This is a genomic window from Ornithinimicrobium pratense (assembly GCF_008843165.1).
Classification (GTDB): Bacteria; Actinomycetota; Actinomycetes; order Actinomycetales; family Dermatophilaceae; genus Ornithinicoccus; species Ornithinicoccus pratensis.
The window spans coordinates 1,228,403-1,247,534 of record NZ_CP044427.1 but is presented as its reverse complement, the minus strand read 5'-3'; the positions used below and the strand labels follow the sequence as shown (position 1 = coordinate 1,247,534).

The 19,132-nt window shown below is 71.5% G+C and carries 19 protein-coding genes; 7 read left to right on the top strand and 12 right to left on the bottom strand.

All coding sequences use genetic code 11. The features are described 5' to 3' along the window. Window positions 1-195: 195 nt before the first annotated feature. Window positions 196-2,298, bottom strand: a complete 2,103-nt coding sequence (locus FY030_RS05615; RefSeq protein ID WP_158060651.1) for a DNA gyrase/topoisomerase IV subunit B — start codon at window positions 2,296-2,298, stop codon at window positions 196-198. Window positions 2,299-2,493: 195 nt separating this feature from the next. Here FY030_RS05615 and FY030_RS05610 point away from each other — a divergent pair, with 195 nt between their 5' ends. Together FY030_RS05610 and FY030_RS05605 are read left to right on the top strand one after the other, a co-directional pair. Then, the gene (locus FY030_RS05610) at window positions 2,494-2,709 is read left to right on the top strand and encodes a DUF7455 domain-containing protein (protein ID WP_158060650.1); all 216 of its coding nucleotides are present in this window, start codon (window positions 2,494-2,496) and stop codon (window positions 2,707-2,709) included. 101 nt (window positions 2,710-2,810) lie between these two features. Beyond that, window positions 2,811-3,293, top strand: a complete 483-nt coding sequence (locus FY030_RS05605; protein WP_158060649.1) for a DUF456 domain-containing protein — start codon at window positions 2,811-2,813, stop codon at window positions 3,291-3,293. Between the two features lie 98 nt (window positions 3,294-3,391). Here FY030_RS05605 and FY030_RS05600 read toward each other — a convergent pair whose 3' ends face one another. The 6 genes from FY030_RS05600 to FY030_RS16315 all read right to left on the bottom strand — a co-directional run bounded on the left by FY030_RS05600 (window position 3,392) and on the right by FY030_RS16315 (window position 10,426). Next, window positions 3,392-3,820 carry a DUF3040 domain-containing protein gene (locus FY030_RS05600; protein ID WP_158060648.1) on the bottom strand — a complete coding sequence of 143 codons (429 nt, stop codon included), beginning with the start codon at window positions 3,818-3,820 and terminating at the stop codon, window positions 3,392-3,394. A 136-nt stretch (window positions 3,821-3,956) separates the two neighbouring features. After that, complete coding sequence (dinB, locus tag FY030_RS05595) at window positions 3,957-5,192, bottom strand: DNA polymerase IV (protein WP_475475137.1); 1,236 nt, start codon at window positions 5,190-5,192, stop codon at window positions 3,957-3,959. Continuing rightward, complete coding sequence (locus FY030_RS05590) at window positions 5,159-9,109, bottom strand: DNA polymerase III subunit alpha (RefSeq protein WP_192498780.1); 3,951 nt, start codon at window positions 9,107-9,109, stop codon at window positions 5,159-5,161. Before FY030_RS05590 ends, dinB begins: the two co-directional genes overlap by 34 nt. A gap of 2 nt (window positions 9,110-9,111) precedes the next feature. Beyond that, a complete protein-coding gene (locus FY030_RS05585) occupies window positions 9,112-9,558 on the bottom strand; it encodes an SAV_6107 family HEPN domain-containing protein (RefSeq protein WP_158060646.1) in 447 nt (148 codons plus the stop codon). Window positions 9,559-9,656: 98 nt separating this feature from the next. After that, complete coding sequence (locus FY030_RS05580; RefSeq protein ID WP_158060645.1) at window positions 9,657-9,998, bottom strand: DUF6504 family protein; 342 nt, start codon at window positions 9,996-9,998, stop codon at window positions 9,657-9,659. A 254-nt stretch (window positions 9,999-10,252) separates the two neighbouring features. Continuing rightward, entirely contained in the window at window positions 10,253-10,426 is a 174-nt protein-coding gene (locus tag FY030_RS16315; RefSeq protein WP_192498811.1) for a hypothetical protein, read from the bottom strand. On the opposite strand from FY030_RS16315, the gene FY030_RS05575 reads away from it, so the two are divergent. After that, the gene (locus FY030_RS05575; protein ID WP_238348570.1) at window positions 10,409-11,383 is read left to right on the top strand and encodes a polyprenyl synthetase family protein; all 975 of its coding nucleotides are present in this window, start codon (window positions 10,409-10,411) and stop codon (window positions 11,381-11,383) included. The two genes, FY030_RS16315 and FY030_RS05575, sit on opposite strands and share 18 nt — an antisense overlap. A gap of 33 nt (window positions 11,384-11,416) precedes the next feature. On the opposite strand, the gene FY030_RS05570 is transcribed toward FY030_RS05575, so the two are convergent. After that, window positions 11,417-11,773, bottom strand: a complete 357-nt coding sequence (locus tag FY030_RS05570; protein ID WP_238348569.1) for an Rv2175c family DNA-binding protein — start codon at window positions 11,771-11,773, stop codon at window positions 11,417-11,419. Window positions 11,774-11,916: 143 nt separating this feature from the next. On the opposite strand from FY030_RS05570, the gene FY030_RS05565 reads away from it, so the two are divergent. Genes FY030_RS05565 through FY030_RS05555 form a run of 4 tightly spaced genes read left to right on the top strand, consistent with a single transcriptional unit; the run spans window position 11,917 to window position 15,290 of the window. Continuing rightward, the gene (locus FY030_RS05565; RefSeq protein ID WP_158060643.1) at window positions 11,917-13,209 is read left to right on the top strand and encodes a lytic transglycosylase domain-containing protein; all 1,293 of its coding nucleotides are present in this window, start codon (window positions 11,917-11,919) and stop codon (window positions 13,207-13,209) included. Window positions 13,210-13,258: 49 nt separating this feature from the next. Beyond that, window positions 13,259-13,393 carry a hypothetical protein gene (locus FY030_RS17035; protein WP_272950544.1) on the top strand — a complete coding sequence of 45 codons (135 nt, stop codon included), beginning with the start codon at window positions 13,259-13,261 and terminating at the stop codon, window positions 13,391-13,393. Beyond that, window positions 13,339-15,078, top strand: coding sequence for a Stk1 family PASTA domain-containing Ser/Thr kinase (gene pknB, locus FY030_RS05560; RefSeq protein ID WP_158060642.1), 1,740 nt, complete (start codon window positions 13,339-13,341; stop codon window positions 15,076-15,078). The genes FY030_RS17035 and pknB overlap by 55 nt, the downstream gene beginning before the upstream one ends. A 5-nt stretch (window positions 15,079-15,083) precedes the next feature. Then, the gene (locus tag FY030_RS05555) at window positions 15,084-15,290 is read left to right on the top strand and encodes a PASTA domain-containing protein (protein ID WP_192498734.1); all 207 of its coding nucleotides are present in this window, start codon (window positions 15,084-15,086) and stop codon (window positions 15,288-15,290) included. Between the two features lie 15 nt (window positions 15,291-15,305). Here FY030_RS05555 and FY030_RS05550 read toward each other — a convergent pair whose 3' ends face one another. The 4 genes from FY030_RS05550 to FY030_RS05535 are packed head-to-tail and all read right to left on the bottom strand — an operon-like array spanning window position 15,306 to window position 19,066. Then, on the bottom strand, window positions 15,306-15,896 hold the full coding sequence (locus FY030_RS05550) for a molybdopterin-dependent oxidoreductase (protein WP_158060640.1): 591 nt from the start codon (window positions 15,894-15,896) through the stop codon (window positions 15,306-15,308). Beyond that, window positions 15,893-16,957, bottom strand: coding sequence for a threonine aldolase family protein (locus FY030_RS05545; protein ID WP_158060639.1), 1,065 nt, complete (start codon window positions 16,955-16,957; stop codon window positions 15,893-15,895). Before FY030_RS05545 ends, FY030_RS05550 begins: the two co-directional genes overlap by 4 nt. Before the next feature lies 1 nt (window position 16,958). Continuing rightward, a complete protein-coding gene (locus FY030_RS05540; protein WP_158060638.1) occupies window positions 16,959-18,332 on the bottom strand; it encodes a class II 3-deoxy-7-phosphoheptulonate synthase in 1,374 nt (457 codons plus the stop codon). 35 nt (window positions 18,333-18,367) lie between these two features. After that, window positions 18,368-19,066: a lysophospholipid acyltransferase family protein gene (locus tag FY030_RS05535; protein WP_158060637.1), complete on the bottom strand. Its 699-nt coding sequence runs from the start codon at window positions 19,064-19,066 to the stop codon at window positions 18,368-18,370. Between the last annotated feature and the right edge of the window lie 66 nt (window positions 19,067-19,132).

Below are 19,132 nucleotides of genomic sequence, written 5' to 3'. Positions count from 1 at the left end.
TTGGCTCACTCACTTCGGTTTCATCGAGGTGGTTCTCGCCTCGACGCCGCTGTGGGCGTGACCGGACCGACCTCCAGGTGCATCTGCGGCACCCGCATGGGCCTCCGGGAACGGATCGTCCCGGGGCGTCAGAGGCGCCCGGGAGCCCGGGCGCGCAACCCTAGTCTACCGGAGTCGAGCAGTCCCTGGCGACACTCACGCGTCGATACGATCCCGGTCCAGCTCGTGCGCCGACCCGACGATGAAGTCCTTGCGCGGGGCCACCGAGGAGCCCATGAGCAGCTCGAAGACCTCGTCGGCACGGGCCGCGTCGGCCAGCGTGATCCGGCGCAGGGTGCGGTGGCGGGGGTCCATCGTGGTCTCGGCCAGCTGGTCGGCGTCCATCTCGCCCAGGCCCTTGTAACGCTGCATCGGCTGCTTGACGGTCCGGCCCTTCTTCGCCATCTCGCCGAGCTTCTTGCGCATCTCGGCCTCGGTGTAGGTGTAGATGTACTCGCGCCCGGCCCGGCCCCCCATGACCTCGATCCGGTGCAGTGGGGGCATCGCGGCATACACCCGGCCGGCTTCGACGAGCGGGCGCATATAGCGGAAGAAGAGTGTGAGAAGCAGGGTCCGGATGTGGGCACCGTCGACGTCGGCGTCGGTCATGATGATGACCTTGCCGTAGCGGACCACGTCCGGGTCGAAGGACCGGCCCGAGCCGGCGCCGATCACCTGGATGATGGCCGCACACTCGGCGTTGGACAGCATGTCCTGCACCGAGGCCTTCTGGACGTTGAGGATCTTGCCCCGGATCGGGAGCAGCGCCTGGTGGTCGCTGTTGCGGGCGAGCTTGGCGGTGCCGAGGGCACTGTCCCCCTCGACGATGAAGAGCTCGCTGCGCTCGGTGTCGTTGGTCCGGCAGTCGGCCAGCTTGGGCGGCAGCGAGGAGGACTCCAGGGCGTTCTTGCGGCGCTGGGTCTCCTTGTGCAGCCGGGCCGAGATGCGCGACTTCATCTCCGCCACCACCTTCTCCAGCAGGAGCGAGGCCTGGGCCTTGTCCCCCCGGTGGGTGCTGGTCAGCCGCTCGGTCAGCCCCTGCTCCACGACCCGGGAGACGATCGCGCGCACGGCGCTGGTGCCGAGCACCTCCTTGGTCTGGCCCTCGAACTGAGGCTCGGCCAGCCGCACGGTGACGACCGCGGTCAGCCCGGCCGTGATGTCGTCCTTGTCGACCTTGTCGTTGCCGACCTTGAGCTTGCGGGAGCTGACCTCCAGCTGCTTGCGGAAGACCTTCATCAGCGCCTGGTCGAAGCCGGCGAGGTGCGTGCCACCCTTGGGCGTGGCGATGATGTTGACGAAGCTGCGCACCGTGGTGTCGTAGCCGGTCCCCCACCGGACCGCGACGTCCACCTCGCACTCGCGCTCGACCTCCTGGGAGACCATGTGGCCACGGTCGTCGAGGACCGGCACGGTCTCGGTGAACCGGCCCGAGCCCTGCAGCCGCCAGACGTCGGTGACCGGCTGGTCCCGGGCGAGGTACTCGGCATACTCGGCAATCCCGCCGGTGTAGGCGAAGGTCTCCTCGTGCGGACCGTCCTCGGCCGGGGTGCCGGGCAGGCCACGCTCGTCGCGGATGACCATGATCAGGCCGGGCACCAGGAAGGCGGTCTGGCGGGCCCGCATGACTAGATCGTCGTAACTGAACTGCGCGGCCTTGAGGAAGATCTGCGGGTCGGCCCAGTAGCGCACCCGGGTGCCGGTGACACCGCGTCGCGCCTTGCCCACGACCGCAAGATCGCTGCTCTTCTCAAAGGGTGTGAACGGCGCGTCGGGCGAGGGCTCCTTACGGCCGTCGTCGAAGATGCCCGGCTCGCCCCGGCGGAAGCTCATGCCGTAGGTCTTCCCCGCCCGGTCCACCTCGACGTCCAGCCTGGCGGAGAGCGCGTTGACCACCGAGGCACCCACGCCGTGCAGACCACCGGACGCGGCGTAGGACCCGCCGCCGAACTTGCCGCCGGCGTGCAGCTTGGTGAAGACGACCTCGACGCCGCTGAGGCCGGTGCGCGGCTCGATGTCGACCGGTATGCCGCGGGCCCGGTCACGGATCTCGACCGACCCGTCGGGGTGCAGCACGATCTCGATCCGGTCACCGTGCCCGCCCAGGGCCTCGTCGACGGCGTTGTCGATGATCTCCCACAGGCAGTGCATCAGGCCGCGTTCGTCGGTGGACCCGACATACATCCCCGGGCGCTTGCGCACCGCCTCCAGGCCCTCGAGGACCTGCAGATGGCGAGCGGAGTAGTCCTGTGTCTTCACGTCGGGCAGGCTAACGTGGGGGTCTGACAGGCGGACGGAGGCGCGTCGGGGCGGTCCTGCCGATGGCAGACTTACGCGGACAGCGAAACACCCTGGGGCGGGGGCACAAAGACCGGGCGTGGCGGCGTTGACGTGCTTGACTGTGAAGCATCGGTCCCCGCCCTGGGTGCCGCTGCAGGAGAGAGGAGACAGTTCGTGAACAGCACGCTGACCCCCGAGCTGACCACCGCCGACCGCTGCGACCGTTGTGGCGCCCAGGCTTACGTCCGCGCCCGCCTGTCCGATGGCCTCGAGCTGCACTTCTGCGCCCATCACGGGCGCGCGCACCTCGACAAGCTGCGCGACATGCAGGACATCGACATTCTCGACGAGACGCACAAGCTGCATGCCGAGGAGAGTTCCACGATCTGACCCGGAGTCTCCGCGGCTCCTGCTGCGCCCGTCCACACCCCGGTGTGGGCGGGCGTCGTCGTGTTCGGCAGGAGCCGCCGTGCCCATGTGAGAATCGCGCCATGTCAGTGCTGGAGATCATCGCCCTGCTGCTCATGCTTGTCGGGCTCGTGGGCATCGTCTTCCCGGTGCTGCCGGGGCTGCTGCTGGTGGTGGTCGGCGTGCTGGTCTGGGCCCTGGACGCCCGCTCGACGATCGGCTGGGTGCTGCTCCTGGTGACGGTCGCGATCTACGTCGCGGGGGTGGTGCTGCAGTGGGCGGTCCCGGGCAAGCGGCTGAAGCAAGCAGGCGTGCGCACCTCGACGCTGCTGGTGGGGCTGGCCTGCGCCGTCGCGGGGATGTTCGTCATCCCCGTCGTGGGTCTGTTCGTCGGCTTCCCGGTCGGGATCCTGCTGACCTCGCTGGCGCGCACCCGGGACGTGCGGGAGGCCTGGCGGGCGACGGGACACGCCTTGCGCGCGGTGGGCACCAATATCCTCATCGAGCTGGGCACCGCGTTCACCATCATCGCCGTCTTCGTCGTGACAGTTGTCTTTCTGACCTGACGGGCTGTGTCCCGACCGCGCCGCCCTCGCGCCGGGCCCACCAGGACCGGCTCGGCCCTGACCCTCAGGCGGGCCTCAGGTCCGCCCCGCCGGGTCCGTCAGGGACCCTGCTCCTTGCGCTTGTCCCACTGCTGCTCCATGCGGCTCATGAAACTGCCGCCCGGCTTGGCCTTGCCCTGCTGGCCGGGCTTGGCGGAGGGGCCCGCCTGGACGCGGACCGAGCCGTCCTCCTGGACGACGCCCAGTCCACCGCCACGGACGGGGGTGGCGGCCCAGGCACCGCCCAGCACCATCGCCAGGAAACCGATAATGCTCAGCCACAACAGTTGGGTCACCACGCCGACGACCACCAGGGCCAGGCCGACAAGAGCGCCCAGGACACCGAGCGCCAGGCGGCGGCGGTCCAGTCCCGTGGAGGTGCGGGCGGCAGCGGTGCGTTGGAGCTGGCTCGCCAGGCGAGGGTCCTCAGCGTAGAGCGCCTGCTCCATCTGCTGCAGGACGCGCTGCTCGTGCTCGGAGAGCGGCATTGTCACCTCCGGTGTGAGTCGGCCGCACATCGGTGCTCACCGACGTCGAAGTCTTTGGTCCAGGATATGCGGTGAACGCACGAAGCACTAGCCGGAGTTCCCCGGGGGCGGGACCCAGCACGGCACGGAAGTCACCCTAGGCCGAGCGGGAGTGCTCCCGCAGCAGGCTCGCCGGACGCACCGCGCCCTGCCCGAACCTGGCCGCGGCCCGGTCCATCGCCCGTTCGGCGTCCCGCCAGCCGTGCTCCGGCTCGTCCAGCCGCCCCTGCACCAGGGTGCCGTCGGCCTCGGTGATCCCTTCCATCCGCACCCCGAGCATCCGAATGCGGGCCCGTTGCAGACCCAGGGCGGTGTAGAGCGACCAGGCCGTGGCATGCACATCCCGGGTGACGTCGGTGGGGACGGCAATCGTGCGGGACCGGGTGATGGTGGTGAAGTCGGAGAACCGGACAGTCAGCACCACGGTGCGGCCCAGCACCCCCGCATGCCGCATCCGGCTGGCCGTCCGTTCAGCGAGCTGGAGCAGCTGGCGACGAACCACCTCGGGGTCATCCACGTCGTGGGCCATCGTCTGGGAGGAGCCGACGCTGCGCTCCCGACGCGCGGGCACCACCGGGGAGTCGTCCACCCCCCAGGCCAAGGCGTGCAGATGCATGGCCGTCTGCTCGCCGAAGGCTCGGCTCAAGGTGGACCGTGGCACATGGGCCAGCTGGGCGACCGTCCGCAGCCCCAGGCGGTGCAGCTCGGCCTCGGTGGACTCCCCTACCCCCCACAGTGCACTGACCGGCATCGGGTGCAGAAAAGGCACCACCTGGTCGCGGGTGAGCAGACGCATACCGTCCGGCTTGGCCGCCCGGGAGGCGATCTTGGCCATCGCCTTGGTGGGGGCGCCCCCGACGGAGCAGGTGATGCCCTGCTCGTCGGCCACCGTGTCCCGGATCCACTGACCGATCCGGGCCGGTCCGCCCCACTGTCGCCCGGTGGCAGAGACGTCGAGGAAGGCTTCTTCCATCGAGACCGGCTCCAACTGTGGGGTGACCTCCGCGAAGACGGCCATCACCCCCTCGGAGACCCGGGCGTAGGCGTCGTGGTCGGGCCGGACCACCACTGCCGGCGGGCACAGCCTGCGGGCGGTGGCCATCGGCATACCCGAGCGCACACCGTAGGCCCGCGCCTCGTAGGTGGCGCAGAGCACGACGCTGCGCCACCCGCCGCCCACCACCACCGGCTGCCCGACCAGATCGGGGTGCTCCAGCAGCGACACCGCGGCATAGAAGGCGTCCATGTCGACGTGCAGGATGTAACCCTCGTCCGACGCAGGAGCACCCGCCTCGCCCCTCACCATCCCGCGCTCCCGGAGCTGGAGTGCCACAGCTTGCTGCCGGGCTCCTGGACGGTGTCACCAGCGGGTCGGATGTCGGCGTAGGGCGACTGGCGGAAGCCGGAGGCGTGCACCAGCACCCGCCGACCGGTGGCGCCGGTCGAGGCAGCCTCCTGACGGGCAACGGACTCGGCCTCCTCCGCGAGCAGCCGTGCCTGCTCCTCGCTGCGGCGCAGGTGCTCGTGGGCGGCCCTCAGCCCTCCGCGCTCCCAGGTCTGGGCCAGCTCGCCCAGCTCCCAGGCCGCGGTGGCCCGGATGGACACCCCTCGTGGTCCGGTGCGACGAACGACGCCGCGGACGAGGAGGAGCCAGGAGTGGAAGATCGTGCTGGCGTAGGGACCCTGGACATCCTCGAAGAAGGTGGCGTCGGCGGGGCCGGTCCCGTCGTCGAGGGTCAGGAAGACCACCCGCCGGCCAGAGCGCACCGGTGGCGTCTGGGTGGCGACCTTGGCCCCAGCGATCAGCACCTCGGCCCCGCCCCGGCAGGAGAGCAGGTCGCGGGACCTGGTCACCCCGAGCTCGGCGAGCATCGGCCCGAAACCGGCGACCACGTGGGCGCTGACGTCCATCCCGAGCACCTCCAGCTCGGCCCGTAGCTGCTCGGAGGGGGTCATCTCCGGTAATCCGCTGCCGGTCAGCGGCGCCGGGTCGTCCCCGAGGTCAAGGGTGAGCTGCGCGGCTGGTGCCGGAGCCTGGTGCCAGGTGCGCCGACCGGCCGCCTGGGCGCCGGTGCGGGCGGCGACCTCACCGCCGGTGGTGCCGCCCAGCACCGGGGCGGGCGTGCGTCGCCCGGTCCGGCTGCGACCCGTGGCGGTCGTGGCGTGCCGGGTCCACCGGTCCAGGTCACGCACGTGCAGGAGCAGGTCGCGCCGGGTGAGCAGACCACCACCTCCCGGGCCACCCCCGGGCCGGTGCCGGCCCACCCGGTGCAGGGCATCCAACCCGCCGGCCAGCACCAGACGCTCCGCGATCGGCCGGCTCGGCCGGGCACGGTGCCACAGGTCAGCCAGGGAGTCGTAGGGCTGGCCGGCGACGAGCCGGGCGACCTCGTCCTCGCTGATTCCCTTGACATCGGTCAGCGACAGCCGGATGCCGTAGTCGGAGGCGGCCTGTTCCACCCGGGTCATCACCGCATCGACGTGGTCGGGGACACGCCGCAGGCGGCCGGGCGGCACGGCGCTGGTGGCCTGTCCACCCTCAACTCGTCCGGGACCCGGCTCTCCGAAACCGCCCTGCTCCCGCGGGTCCACCCGCTCGACCCGGTAGCTCGCCCCCGAACGGTTGACGTCGAGGCCGAGCACGTGCACGCCCATGGTCCGGGCCTCGTCGAGGATGAGGCGCTTGGGGTACATGCCGGGGTCGTGGGTGAGCACCCCGGCGAGGAAGGCTGCGGTGTGGTGGGTCTTGAGCCAGGCCGACTGGTAGGTGGGCAGCGCGAACGCGGCCGCGTGTGCCTTGCAGAAGCCGAACGAGGCGAACGCCGCCAGCACCTGCCAGATCCGGTCCAGGTCGGCCTGCCGGTAGCCCTTGGCTGCGGCCTTCGAGTGCCACCACACCTTGACCTCCTCCTGGCCGGCCGGCGACCCCATCGCCCGCCGAACCTCGTCGGCCTGGGCCAGGCTCACCCCGGTCGTCTCGGCGACGATCTGCAGCACCTGCTCGTGGAAGACGACCACCCCGCAGGTCTGCTGCAGATAGGGCACCAGGCTGGGGTGCAGATGGTCCGGCTCCCCCCAGCCCTGCCGGGCGTGCAGGAACGGCCGGATCATGTCCGATTTCACCGGCCCGGGACGGAACAGTGAGATGTCGATGATGATGTCGGCGAAGGTCTCGGGGGCGAACTTGCCGACCAGCTCACGCTGCCCGGGGGACTCGATCTGGAAGCAGCCCAGGGTTCGGGTGGACTGGACCAGGGCGAAGGTATCGGGGTCGTCCAGCGGCACCCGGGCACGGTCGTCGAGGTCGACCCGGACCCCGTCCACGCGCTCGATCTCCTGGACCGCGTGCGCCATCGCCGACTGCATCCGGATGCCGAGCACGTCCAGCTTGAGCAGCCCCATCTCCTCGACGTCGTCCTTGTCGAACTGGCTCATCGGGAAGCCCAGCCAGCTGGCCTCCACCGGGGTGCGGTCCAGCAGAGAGGTGTTGGACAGGATCACCCCGCAGGGGTGCATCGCGATGTGCCGGGGCAGCCCGTCGAGAGACTCGACCAGCTCCAGCAGCTGCTGCATGCGAGGGGTGTCCAGCCCCTGCCTGCGCAGCTCGGGCAGGTCGTGGACGGCCGCGCGTGCGTCCTTGGCGCGGATGTGCGGGAAGGCCTTGGCGATGACGTCGATCTCCCCCGGCGGCATCCCCAGCGCGGCGGCGGCGTCGCGCAGGGCGTGGCGCACCCGGTAGGTCTCGGCCATCGACACGCAGGTCACCCGGTCGGAGCCGAAGCGCTCCAGGATCCGTTCGTACATCTCCGTGCGACGTGCCGACTCCACGTCGATGTCGATGTCTGGCAGCTCAGCACGCAGCGGTGAGCAGAAGCGCTCCATGAGCAGACCGTGCTCCATCGGGTCCACACCGCTGATCCCGAGCAGGTAGGTCACCAGGCTGCCCGCGCCCGACCCCCGGGCGGCGACCCGCACCCCATGCTCCCGGATGAGGTCGCAGACCTGGGCGACGGTGAGGAAGTAGGTCGGGTAGCCCAGCCCCGCGATGACGCCCAGCTCATCGTCCAGGCGGGTGCGGATGCCCTCAAGGTCTGCGGTGCCCGCCCCGGGGTAGCGGGTGCTGACGGCCTGGGTGCAGCGTTCGGTGAGCACCTGGTGCGCCTGGCCGATGCCGCTGACCCCCAGCACCTCGGGCTCGGGCAGGTGGACCGAGCCCAGACCTAGGTCGGAGCGGGCATCCTGGTGGCAGGCGGCGGCAAGATCCAGGGTGGCGCGCAGCAGGTCGGCGGCCCGGGAACCACCACCGGAGGCCCGCTCCAGCTGCCGGGCCAGACCGACCATGGTGCCGGTCCCGGCCAGGTGCCCGGCGGTGCTGACCCGGTCCAGGTGCCGCTCGTCGAGGGTGACCATCCGCCGGGCCGCGTCGAGCACGTCAACCACCCGGGCCTGCTCGGGGACGGCGTGCCGGACCGCGGCAGTAAGGACCGCGGGCACCCCGACCTCCCGGGCCAGGGCCCACAGCGCGGTGGCATGCCCCAGGCTGGCGGGGGTCCCCTCCGGACCGCCGTGGCAGACGACCTCGACCCGCACCGTGTCCGGAGGGAGCAGATCGACCCAGGCCTGCAGCAGCAGCCGGGCCTGCCCCCGCCGCCGGGCCAGCAGCGCCCGCCCCACGTCGGAGTCCGGGCCCAGCAGCACCACGACCGGGGCGACCCCCTCGACCGGGGTTGCTGCCCGGGCCAGCAGTTCAGGAGAGGTCCGCGGCACCGAACGCTCACCCGCCAGGTGGGTGTGCGTCACCAACCGGCAGAGCCGGGCCCACCCAACTCCTGGCCCCACGCCACCACGCTGCCCGCGGGCGAGCACGACCACCCGCGGCTGCAGGTCGTCGACCAGGGTCCCGCCCTTGACTGGGGTGCGGGACGGATGTCCTGAGGTGGGGGGCAGATGTGCCGGGGTGCCGCCCTCCCGCAGCCCGGTGACCACGGCAGGGGAGGCCGCGGACGACGGGTCACCGGTCGCCAGCGCCGAGCTGCCCAAGGCCAGGTCGACACCTAACACCGGCAGGATCCCGGCGTCCTGGCAGGAGCGCACGAAACGCACGGCACCGTAGAGACCGTCGCGGTCGGTCAGCGCCAGGGCAGGCTGACCCAGCTCGACGGCCCTGGCCACGAGGTCGGCGGGATGGGACGCGCCGTAGCGCATCGAGGCGCTGGAGGCGACGTGCAGGTGGACGAAGTCGCCCCCCATGCTCATCCCCGCCCGAGCGGTGCCAGCTCGGTGGGCAGCGGCAGCTCGCAGGGCAGGTGCAGGCAGGCCCGCACCAGCTCCAGGAAACGCTCGCCTGAGCGGACCAGGTCGTCGGCGTCACGGGCGGTGACACAGTCGACGCCCCGCTCCAGAGCCAGCCTGCGCCGCCCGGAGTCGGCGAACAGCACCGCCCACTCGGTCAGCTCCGGGGCGACCGTGGGCAGCATCTCCCACACGCTGCGCGGTCGGGCCCGACGACTGGGGGCGGTCCGAGAGGCCACCAGCGCCGCCCCTGCCCGCAGCGCTGCCAGGTGCGCCTGGGTGTAGCGCTCGCCCGCCGTGCTGCTGTGGCAGGCCGCCAGCAGCCCGGCCCGGGCCCGGTCCAACAGGTCCAGCACGGCGCCTGCCGTCATCCCCGGCCCGGGAAGTGTGCTCTGCGTGATCGTCATCTCGTCCATCCCTCCTCGCTGGGGCGGACCGTCCGCCGCCCGCTCCTTGTCTGCATCACGTGCTCTGCATCACGTGCTCTGCATCACGTGCTCTGCTCTCAGTCGCTCACCCGGGCCAACCACCACCGGTCGTCCTGCACCAGGTCGTAGACGCCGGTGCCCATCGACTGCCCGGCTCCTGCCTCCACCCGCCACACCCGACGCTCCAGGTCTTCCCCGTCGTGATCCTCAGCCCGCCACCACGGCACCCGCTGGGACCACTGCCCCAGCACCGCCCGGACCAGGTGCACCCGACCGCGCCACAGGAAGACCGTGGGCACCTTCTGGGCCTGGGCCCCCACCTCCGTCCAGAGCGTGGGCAGCGCGCCCTCCACGCGCACACCGTGCTCGGTCGCTGCTCCCAGCCGGACCTCGACCTGCTCCTCATACCGCCTGCTCATGGGCTCCTCCTCCACCGCCGACCCGCACGTTTTTCGAATACATGTTCGATAAGACAAATGTACGACCTGTGCCCAGCACTCTGTCAACCCCGTCCGACAGACCTGTGGACAGCCGCCGCGACCGTCGACCAACGGCCAGGATGGGAGCCGACCCGGGCCAGCTGGAGGGGATGGCCCGGGTCGACCCGCTCGCGACGGGCTCAGGGGCCAACTCCCGCTAGGCTCGACCTCGGACGCAGCAGCGCCCCTCGTCATCAAGCATCACCGAGCCAGGAGGCCGAGCCCCCGTGCCGTTTGCCCATCCGCTGGATGGCGTCGACCTGCGCCACCGGGTGCAGCAGGCTCTCGATCGCCACCTCCAGCACCAGCGCACGGTGCTCGCCGAGCTCGGCGCGCCGATGGACCCGCTCGTGGACGTCATCGAGCACCTGCTCTCTGGGGGCAAGCGGCTGCGCGCGGCCTTCCTCTACTGGGGCTGGCGCGCCCTGGGCGGCGAGCGCGAGGACGACGCCGCCGCGGTGCGCGCCTCGAGCTCGATGGAGATCTTCCAGGCCGCCGCCCTCCTCCACGACGACGTCATGGACAACAGCGACCTGCGGCGCGGACGACCCACGGCGCACCGCGCCTTCGCCGCCCTCCACCGGGAGCAGGGCTGGAACGGTGACCCGGAACGGTTCGGCCTGGCCGGCGCCATCCTCGCCGGCGACCTGTGCCTGAACTGGACCGACGAGGTCTTCGCCACCAGCGGGCTGTCGCCTGCTGCTCTCCAGCGCGCCCGTCCCGAGCTGGACCGGATGCGCACCCAGCTCATGGGTGGCCAGTTCCTCGACGTCCTCGAAGGTGCCCGTGGGTGGCAGGACCTGAACTACTCCCAGCGGATCGAAGCCTGCCGCACGGTGATCCTCTACAAGAGCGCCCGCTACTCCGTGCAGCAGCCGCTGCTCATCGGGGCACGCGCGGCCGGCGCCTCACCGCAGACCCTGGACGCCCTGGCCGCGTACGGCGACCGGCTGGGCAAGGCCTTCCAGCTGCGCGACGACGTCCTGGGCGTCTTCGGCGACCCGACCGAGACCGGGAAACCGGCCGGTGATGACCTGCGCGAGGGCAAGCACACCGTACTCATCGCGCACGCGCTGGAGCATGCGGACACCTCCGGGGCCGAGCTCGTCACTGCGAGCCTGGGTGACCCCGACCTCGATGACGAGACGGTCACCGCCTGTCGCCAGGTCCTGCTGGACTCCGGCGCCGTCGACCGCACCGAGCAGATGATCACCGACGAGGCGAAGGACGCCTTAACGGCGCTCTCGTCCACCCCGGAGCTCACCGAGGAGGGTCGGCACGCGATGGTTGAGCTGGTGGCCATCTGCACCGACCGCGCGACCTGATCCTGGCGCCCACTGCACTAGGGCACCGGCGTTCTAGAAGGCGTGCTCCTGCGCCCGGCGGCGCACCTCGGTCTTGGCCCCGGCGTGCAGGGAGGCGATCGCGCTGCCGCCGGCGAGACTGTCGTCGGGGGCATGCAGCCAGTCGATGATCTCCTCGTCCGCGAGGCCGCCATCAGTAAGTACGGTGATCGTGCCCCGCAGCGCGACCAGCGGGCCCTCCTCGGTCACGAAGGTGCTGGGGACCATGAGGGCCCGGTTCTGGCCCCGCCGCCGGCCGACGAGCTCGCGCTCGTGCAACCACCGTTTGACCGTGGGCAGGCTCGCGCCGGTCCGCTCCATGATGTCGGGGACCGTCAGCCAGCCGGGAATTACATCGCTGTTACTTACCACATCTTCTAGTCAACCACATGGAACGACACGCCGCGAAGGTGGCGCTCCCGCTTTCTGGGCTGTACTGTCCCTCCTGTCCCAGCAGAACCGGGTTCATCGCCGATCCCGCATGTCCCTAACGTCGCACCTGTCCCGGAGTCAACGTGCCCCTCTTTGCCGCCCTGCCGCCCACGGATCTACCGACCCACGCCTACATCCCGCCGACCGCGGTGCACGGGACCGCGCCGTTATCCCTCGACCTCGCCCTGTCGGTCACCCGCACGCACACGGTGCGCTCGGGCGACACCGTCTACGACATCGCCGCGCGGTATGGCGTGAGCGCGCAGGCCATCGTGCGGGCCAACTCCCTGTCCGACGGAGGCCGCTGGATCCTGCCCGGCGACATCCTGCGCATCCCCGGCGCCGTCGCCGTCCCGGCCCCGGGCCAGTCCTCCGCCTCGGACCGCGCTAACAGCTCGACCCAGTCCGCCAGCCCTTCCACCGGCGGCACGGTGACCGTCCGCGCAGGTGACACTCTGACGCACATCGCCGCCCGGCACAGCACCACCGTGGCCAAGCTGGTCTCGACCAACAACATCAGCAACAGCCGGCTGATCTACCCGGGTCAGATCCTCACCCTGCCCGGCTCGGGCAGCAGCTCGAGCTCCTCGACCTCCTCCAGCTCCTCCAGTTCATCCGGTGCCGTCACGGTGCGGGCCGGCGACACCCTCTACGGGATCGCCGCCCAGCACGGCACCACGGTCGACGCCCTGGCCCGGGCCAACTCTCTCGACGACACCCGGTTGATCTACCCCGGCCAGCGGTTGAGCCTGCCCGGCTCCTCGACCCCGTCCAGCTCGAGCTCCTCCGGCAGCTCGAGCAGCTCGAGCAGCTCCCCCAGCCGCTCCGGCATCCCGTCCTCACTCTCGCGCCCCTACGACGAGCACACCATCGGCAACCTGCTCACCGACGAGGAAGTCCAGAGCACCTTCCTGCACTACCAGTACTCCAGCGCCACCGCCCGCGCCGCAGCCGCCAACCGGATCTACCTGAGCAACGCCCAGGTGCCCAGCCAGGACGAGCTCAAGGCTATGATCATCGACACCAGCAACCGGCACGGGGTCGACCCCAAGCTGATGGTGGCCCTGTCCTTCCAGGAGTCCGGCTGGAACCAGCGGGCTGTCTCCCCCGCCAACGCCATCGGGGCGATGCAGGTCATCCCGACCTCAGGCCAGTGGGCCTCCTCGCTCATCGGCCGCGAGCTCAACCTGCTCGACCCCCAGGACAATGTGACCGCCGGCGTGGTGGTGATGCGGGCGCTGATGCGCTCCGCGGACTCCACCGACGCCGCGATCGGCGGTTACTACCAGGGTCTAGGCAGCGTCCGGCAGTACGGCCTGTTCAGCGACACCCGGCAGTACGTCACCAACATCAAGCACCTCATGCGCACCCAGTAACAGGTCCGGCCTCCCACGCTCGCCCGGTCGCGCTCCGTACCATGGCAGTGTGGACGCCTCGACCCCTGCCGTCATCGACCGCGTCGTTGACGGCCGCTACCGGGTCGAGGCCGAGATCGCGCGGGGGGTATGGCGACCGTCTACCGTGCCCGGGACCTGCGCCTGGACCGACCGGTCGCGCTGAAGGTGATGCGCCCCGACCTGGCGCACGACCAGGCCTTCGTGCGCCGCTTCCAGCAGGAGGCCCGCGCGGCGGCCCGCCTCTCGCACCCGCACATCGTCAGCGTCTACGACCAGGGCGAGGACGGTGACCTGGTCTTCCTGGCCATGCAGCTGGTCGACGGCCCCACCCTGCGTGACGTCATCGAGCACCGCACCCCCGCCTCGGCGCGCCAGGCGCTCACCCTGATGATCCCGGTGGCCGAGGCTCTGGCCGAGGCGCACCGCCGAGGGCTGGTGCACCGGGATGTCAAGCCCGAGAACGTGCTCATCGACCAGGGCCGACACAGCGGCATCAAGGTGGTCGACTTCGGCCTGGCCCGCGCCATCAGCGCGGCCAGCCACCACACCAGCGAGATGTTGTGGGGCACGGCCGCCTACCTCGCGCCCGAGCAGGTCGAGCGGGGCCGGGCCGACCCGCGGACCGATGTGTATGGCGTGGGCCTGCTCCTCTTCGAGCTGCTCACCGGCCGCAAGGCCTTCCCCGGGGACGACCCCCTGCAGGTCGCCTACGACCACGTCCACCGCGGCCTGCCCGACCTGCGCGCCCTGGCGCCCACGGTGCCGCCCGCCATGGTCTTGCTGGTGGCCAGCGCGGCGGCGACCGACCCGGACGAGCGCCCCCGGGACGCCGGTGAGCTGTTAGAGCTGATGCGCGAGCTGCTGCGGGAGCTGCCCGACGCCGCGCTCGACGCCGTCCCCGTCCGGCCGAGACCGGACGGGCAGGACGGGCAGGACGGGCAGGGCCTTGACGGGGAGGACCCCGACGCCACCCGCGCCTTCGGCCTGCCCGACGGCCCCCAGGGCGACCCCACGCAGCTGCTTCCCGGAGGCGGGCATACCCGTCAGCTGCCCGTGGCCGGAACGGGCAGCGGCGACGGCCACTACGCCCGCACGACCGGCAACACCGTGCGTCCCCCGCGCCGGCGGCCGGCGCCGCCCGTCCACGAGCCGCGCCCTGCCCCGCGACGTCGCGGTGCCGGCCGGTGGCTGCTCGCGCTCCTGCTGGTGGTCCTGCTCGCCGGTGGCGGCTACGGCTTCTGGTGGCTCACCGACGGGCCCGGCGTGCACTCAGCGATGCCCGCCGTGGTCGACCTCAGCGAGGAAGACGCACGGGCCGCCCTCGACGCCCGGCGGCTGGACGCCGTGGTCAGCTACGCCTACTCCGAGGACATCCCCGACGGCACCGTCGTCTCAACCGACCGGGAGCCCGGCACCAGCCTGCGGCACGGCACCGACGTGACCCTGGTCGTCTCCCAGGGTCAGGAGCGGTATGCCGTTCCCCCGCTGGTCGGACTTACCCTGGAGTCCGCCCAGGCCGCCGTCGAGTCGGCCAGCCTGACCCTCGGCGAGCAGAGCCGCGAGCACGACGAGGTCGAGCCCGAGGGCCGGGTGCTGCGCTCCGAGCCGGAGGCGGGCGAGCTGCTGCCCCCCGATGGTGAGGTGGACCTCGTCATCAGCTCCGGGCCGGCGCCGGTGGAGGTGCCCGACGTCACCGGACGCCCCCAGCAGGAAGCCACCGACGCGCTCACCAGGGCCGGCCTCACCGTGACCGTCGACCCGAGGCGGATCCACGACGAGGACGTGCCGGAGGGCGCGGTCCTGTCGCAGTCACCATCCTCGGGCGCCCTGGCGCGCGGGGGACCGTGACCCTGGTGATCTCCGATGGCCCGGAGCTGGTCACCGTCCCGGAGGTGGTCGGCTCGCAGTTCCGCAACGCGGAGCGCGAACTTACCGAGCTGGGCCTGGTGGTGGTGCGCGAGGACACCCGCGGCGGCTTCTTCGGCTCGGTGCGCTCGCAGTCGATCGAGCCAGGCGAACTGGTGCCGGTGGGCACCGAGATCGTGCTCGAGGTCGTCTGAGCCGGTCGAGCCCGGCTAGCCCTGGTGGGCGAACCGCTCCTCGTGGACGACGCGAGCCCGGGGGTGGTATCCGTGCGACTCCCACCAGCCCTGCTGCGGTCGGTGGTGGTAGGTCAGCTCGGCCACCCACTTTGGTCCCTTGAAGCCGTACAGGTGCGGCAGCACCACCCGTCCCGGCCAGCCCTGCTCCGGCGTCAACGGCTGCCCGTCGACGTGGGTAGCCAGCAGGCTGTCCGGGTGGACCAGGTCGGCCAGGGTGACGCAGGCGGCATACCCCCGGGCGGCGGCGAGCAGCACGTGACCCGCGTCGGCGGCCGGCGGCGCCAGCGCCACCATGTCTGCCATCCGCACCCCGCCCCAGCGCAGCGGGGGCGTGGAGGTGCGCGCCACACAGTGCAGGCGGGCCTCGACCTCCGCCCACGGCAGCGCGTGCAGCGTCGCCCGGTCCAGCACGGTCATCCCGCCGTCGCGGGTCTCCCCGCCGACGGTCAGGCTCCAGCGCTCCACGTCCAGCCTCGGCACCCGCCCGTAGTGCATCGGTCGCCAGGAGCTCTCCCGCTGCCCCGGGGGCAGCGGCTGGTCATCGGCGGCGTGGACCGGCCTCATCCGCGGTCGTCCACGCCCCGCCCCAGCAGGTCCAGCAGCACCTCGGTGGCGTGGGCGCTCATCGGGTCATCCACGTCCAGGTGCCAGACGAACCGGGCACGCCGCGCGTCCATCGGGTAGCCGAGCACGCCCTGCCCGGCAGCGGCGACGATGAACTCCCCAGCCGTCCAGCCTGCCGCCGAGACGTCGAGCACGAGGATGTTGGTCTGCACCGTCTGCGGGTCGACCACCTGCGGGTATGCCGTGCCGACAGCCTGTGCAACGCGGCGCGCCCGGGCGTGGTCGTCGGCCAGCCGGTCCAGCTGGTGCTCCAGTGCGTAGCGACCGGCGGCGGCCAGGATCCCCACCTGGCGCATCCCCCCGCCCATCCGTTTGCGCAGCACCCGGGCGCGGGCCATCTGCTCGGTCGAGCCGGTCAGCACCGAGCCCACCGGAGCACCGAGCCCCTTGGACAGGCAGACCGAGACGGTGTCGGCGCACGCGCCGTAGTCGGCGAAGGGGACGCCGGTCGCAACGTGGGCGTTCCACAACCGGGCGCCGTCCAGGTGCACCCCTACCCCGACCGCGCGCGTGCCCTCGCGCAGCGCCTTCAGGTCGGCCAGCGGCTGGATGGTGCCCCCGCCGAAGTTGTGGGTGTTCTCGACCACGACGCAGGCGGTGCTGACCTGGTAGGGGCCGCCGTCGGGAACGATGATCGACAGGGCGGTGTCCACGTCGAGCAGCCCGCGGTCGGCCACCCAGGACCGAGCGCTGATGCCGGAGTGGGCCGCCGCGGCGCCCAGCTCGGCGCGCAGCACATGGGCGAGGTGGTCGGTGACGATCTCCTGGCCCGGGCCTGCGTGCAGCGCCAGCCCGACCTGGTTGGCCATTGAGCCGGTCGGCATGAAGAGCGCCGCCTCGTGGCCGAGCAGCCCGGCCACCTGCTCCTCCAGCAGGGCCACCGTCGGGTCCTCGCCGTAGACGTCGTCGCCCACCTCGGCGCTGACCATCGCCTCGCGCATCCCCGGCGTCGGCCGGGTCAGGGTGTCCGAGCGCAGGTCTGCGACTGTGGAGGCCGCCATCTCAGCGCACGCCCCGTTCCAGCATCTCGGCGACGAGGAAGGCCAGCTCCAGGCTCTGCTGGTGGTTCAGCCGGGGGTCGCACAAGGTCTCATAGCGCAGACCGACGTCGGCCAGGTTGATCTCCCCGGCACCGCCGACACACTCGGTCACGTCGTTGCCGGTCAGCTCCACGTGGATACCGCCGGGATGGGTCCCCGCCTCGGCGTGGGCGGCGAAGAAGCCGCGCACCTCCTCCACGACGTCCTCGAACCGGCGAGTCTTGAAGCCGCCGGGGGAGGTGAAGGTGTTGCCGTGCATCGGGTCGCAGATCCAGCTCACCCGCCGGGCTTCCTCCCCCAGCGAGGTCAACAGGGCGGGCAGGACGTCGCGGATCCGCTGCGCCCCCATCCGGGTGATGAAGCTGAGCCGGCCGGGGATCCGGTCGGGGTCGACCTTGTCCATGATCGCCAGCACGGTGTCCCGGTCCGCACCCGGCCCGAGCTTGATCGCCACCGGGTTGTGGATCCGGGAGATGAAGTCGAGGTGGGCACCGTCGAGGTCCCGGGTCCGCTCGCCGATCCAGAGCAGGTGGGCCGAGGTGTCGTAGAGCAGGCCGGTGCGGTGGTCGCGGCGCACCATCGGGCGCTCGTAGTCCAGCACCAGCGCCTCGTGGGCGGAGTAGAACTCCACCCGGCGCATCTCCTCGGCGTCGGCGACGCCGGAGGCCTCCAGGAAGCGCACCGCCCGGTCGATCTCGTTGGCCATCTGCTCGTAGCGCTTCTGCGCCGGGCCCTTGATGAAACCCCGGTTCCAGGCGTGCACGCTGCGCAGGTCGGCGAAGCCGCCGCTGGTGAAGCCGCGGACCAGGTTGAGGGTGGCCGAACTGGCGTGGTAGCTGCGCAGCAGCCGTTCGGGGTCGTGCCGGCGGGCCTCGGGGGTGAACTCGAAGCCGTTGACCATGTCGCCGCGGTAGGCCGGCAGCGTCACGCCGTCCCGGGTCTCGGTGTCCTGGCTGCGCGGCTTGGCGAACTGCCCGGCCATCCGCCCGACCTTGACGATCGGCATACCCGCCCCGTAGGTGAGCACGACCGCCATCTGCAGGATGGTCTTGATCCGGTCGCGGATGTTGGGGCCGGTGACCTCGCTGAGGGTCTCGGCGCAGTCGCCGCCCTGCAGGGTGAAGGCGTTGCCGGCAGCCACCTGGGCCATGCGCTCGCGCAGCTGGTCCGCCTCACCGGCGAAGACGAGGGGCGGGTAGGAGGCGAGCACGGACAGGGTCTGGGCCAGGGCCACCGGGTCGCCCCAGGTCGGCTGCTGCAGGGCGGCAAGGTCGGGCCAGTCGACGTCGTGCGTCCCTAGGGCCAGACCGGTCAGATCGATGCTCACCACACCCATGGTAGGAGACGCGCGGGGATGCTGTTGACGCGCCGTCAGGCGTCGGACCCCTCCGAGGAGGCCAGCCGGGCCTTGACGTCGGCGGCGTACTCGTCCACGTACTCCTGACCGGAGAGGCTACCCAGCGCGCGCATCACCTCGTCGGTGACCTCCCGCAGGGCGGCATGGTTCTCGCTCTGCCCGGCCAGCTCGCGGTGGTAGATCGCAGGCCCGATGCGTACCCCCACCTGCACGATCCGAGGGATCTTCTGCCCGGTGGGCTGGGCCTTGTCGGTGTCGATCATCGCGCACGGGATGATCGGCACGTCGGCCTGCAGCGCCATCCGCGCCACCCCGGTCTTGCCGCGGTAGAGACGCCCGTCGGGGCTGCGGGTGCCCTCGGGGTAGATCCCGAACAGTCCCCCCTCGCGCAGCACCGCCAGCCCCTGCTCCAGCGCGGCCATCGACCTGCTGCCCCCGGAACGGTCGATCGGGATCTGACCCGTGCGTAGGAAGAACTGCTTGGTCAGCCAGCCCCGCACGCCGTTGCCGGTGAAGTACTCCATCTTGGCCGGGAAGGTGATCCGCCGCGGCACCATCAGCGGCAGGAAGATCGAGTCGGAGAAGGACAGGTGGTTGCTGGCCAGGATCGCCGGACCCTGGTCGGGGACGTGGTGCAGACCCTCGACCCAGGGACGGAAGATCAGCCGCGCGGGGGGACCCACGACGAAGTGCTTGAGGAACGTGTAGACCATCGACTCCTCCTGCGTTGGGCCGGCCCGGGGCTTCCGGATGACGGGTGGGACGAGAGGACTCTACCG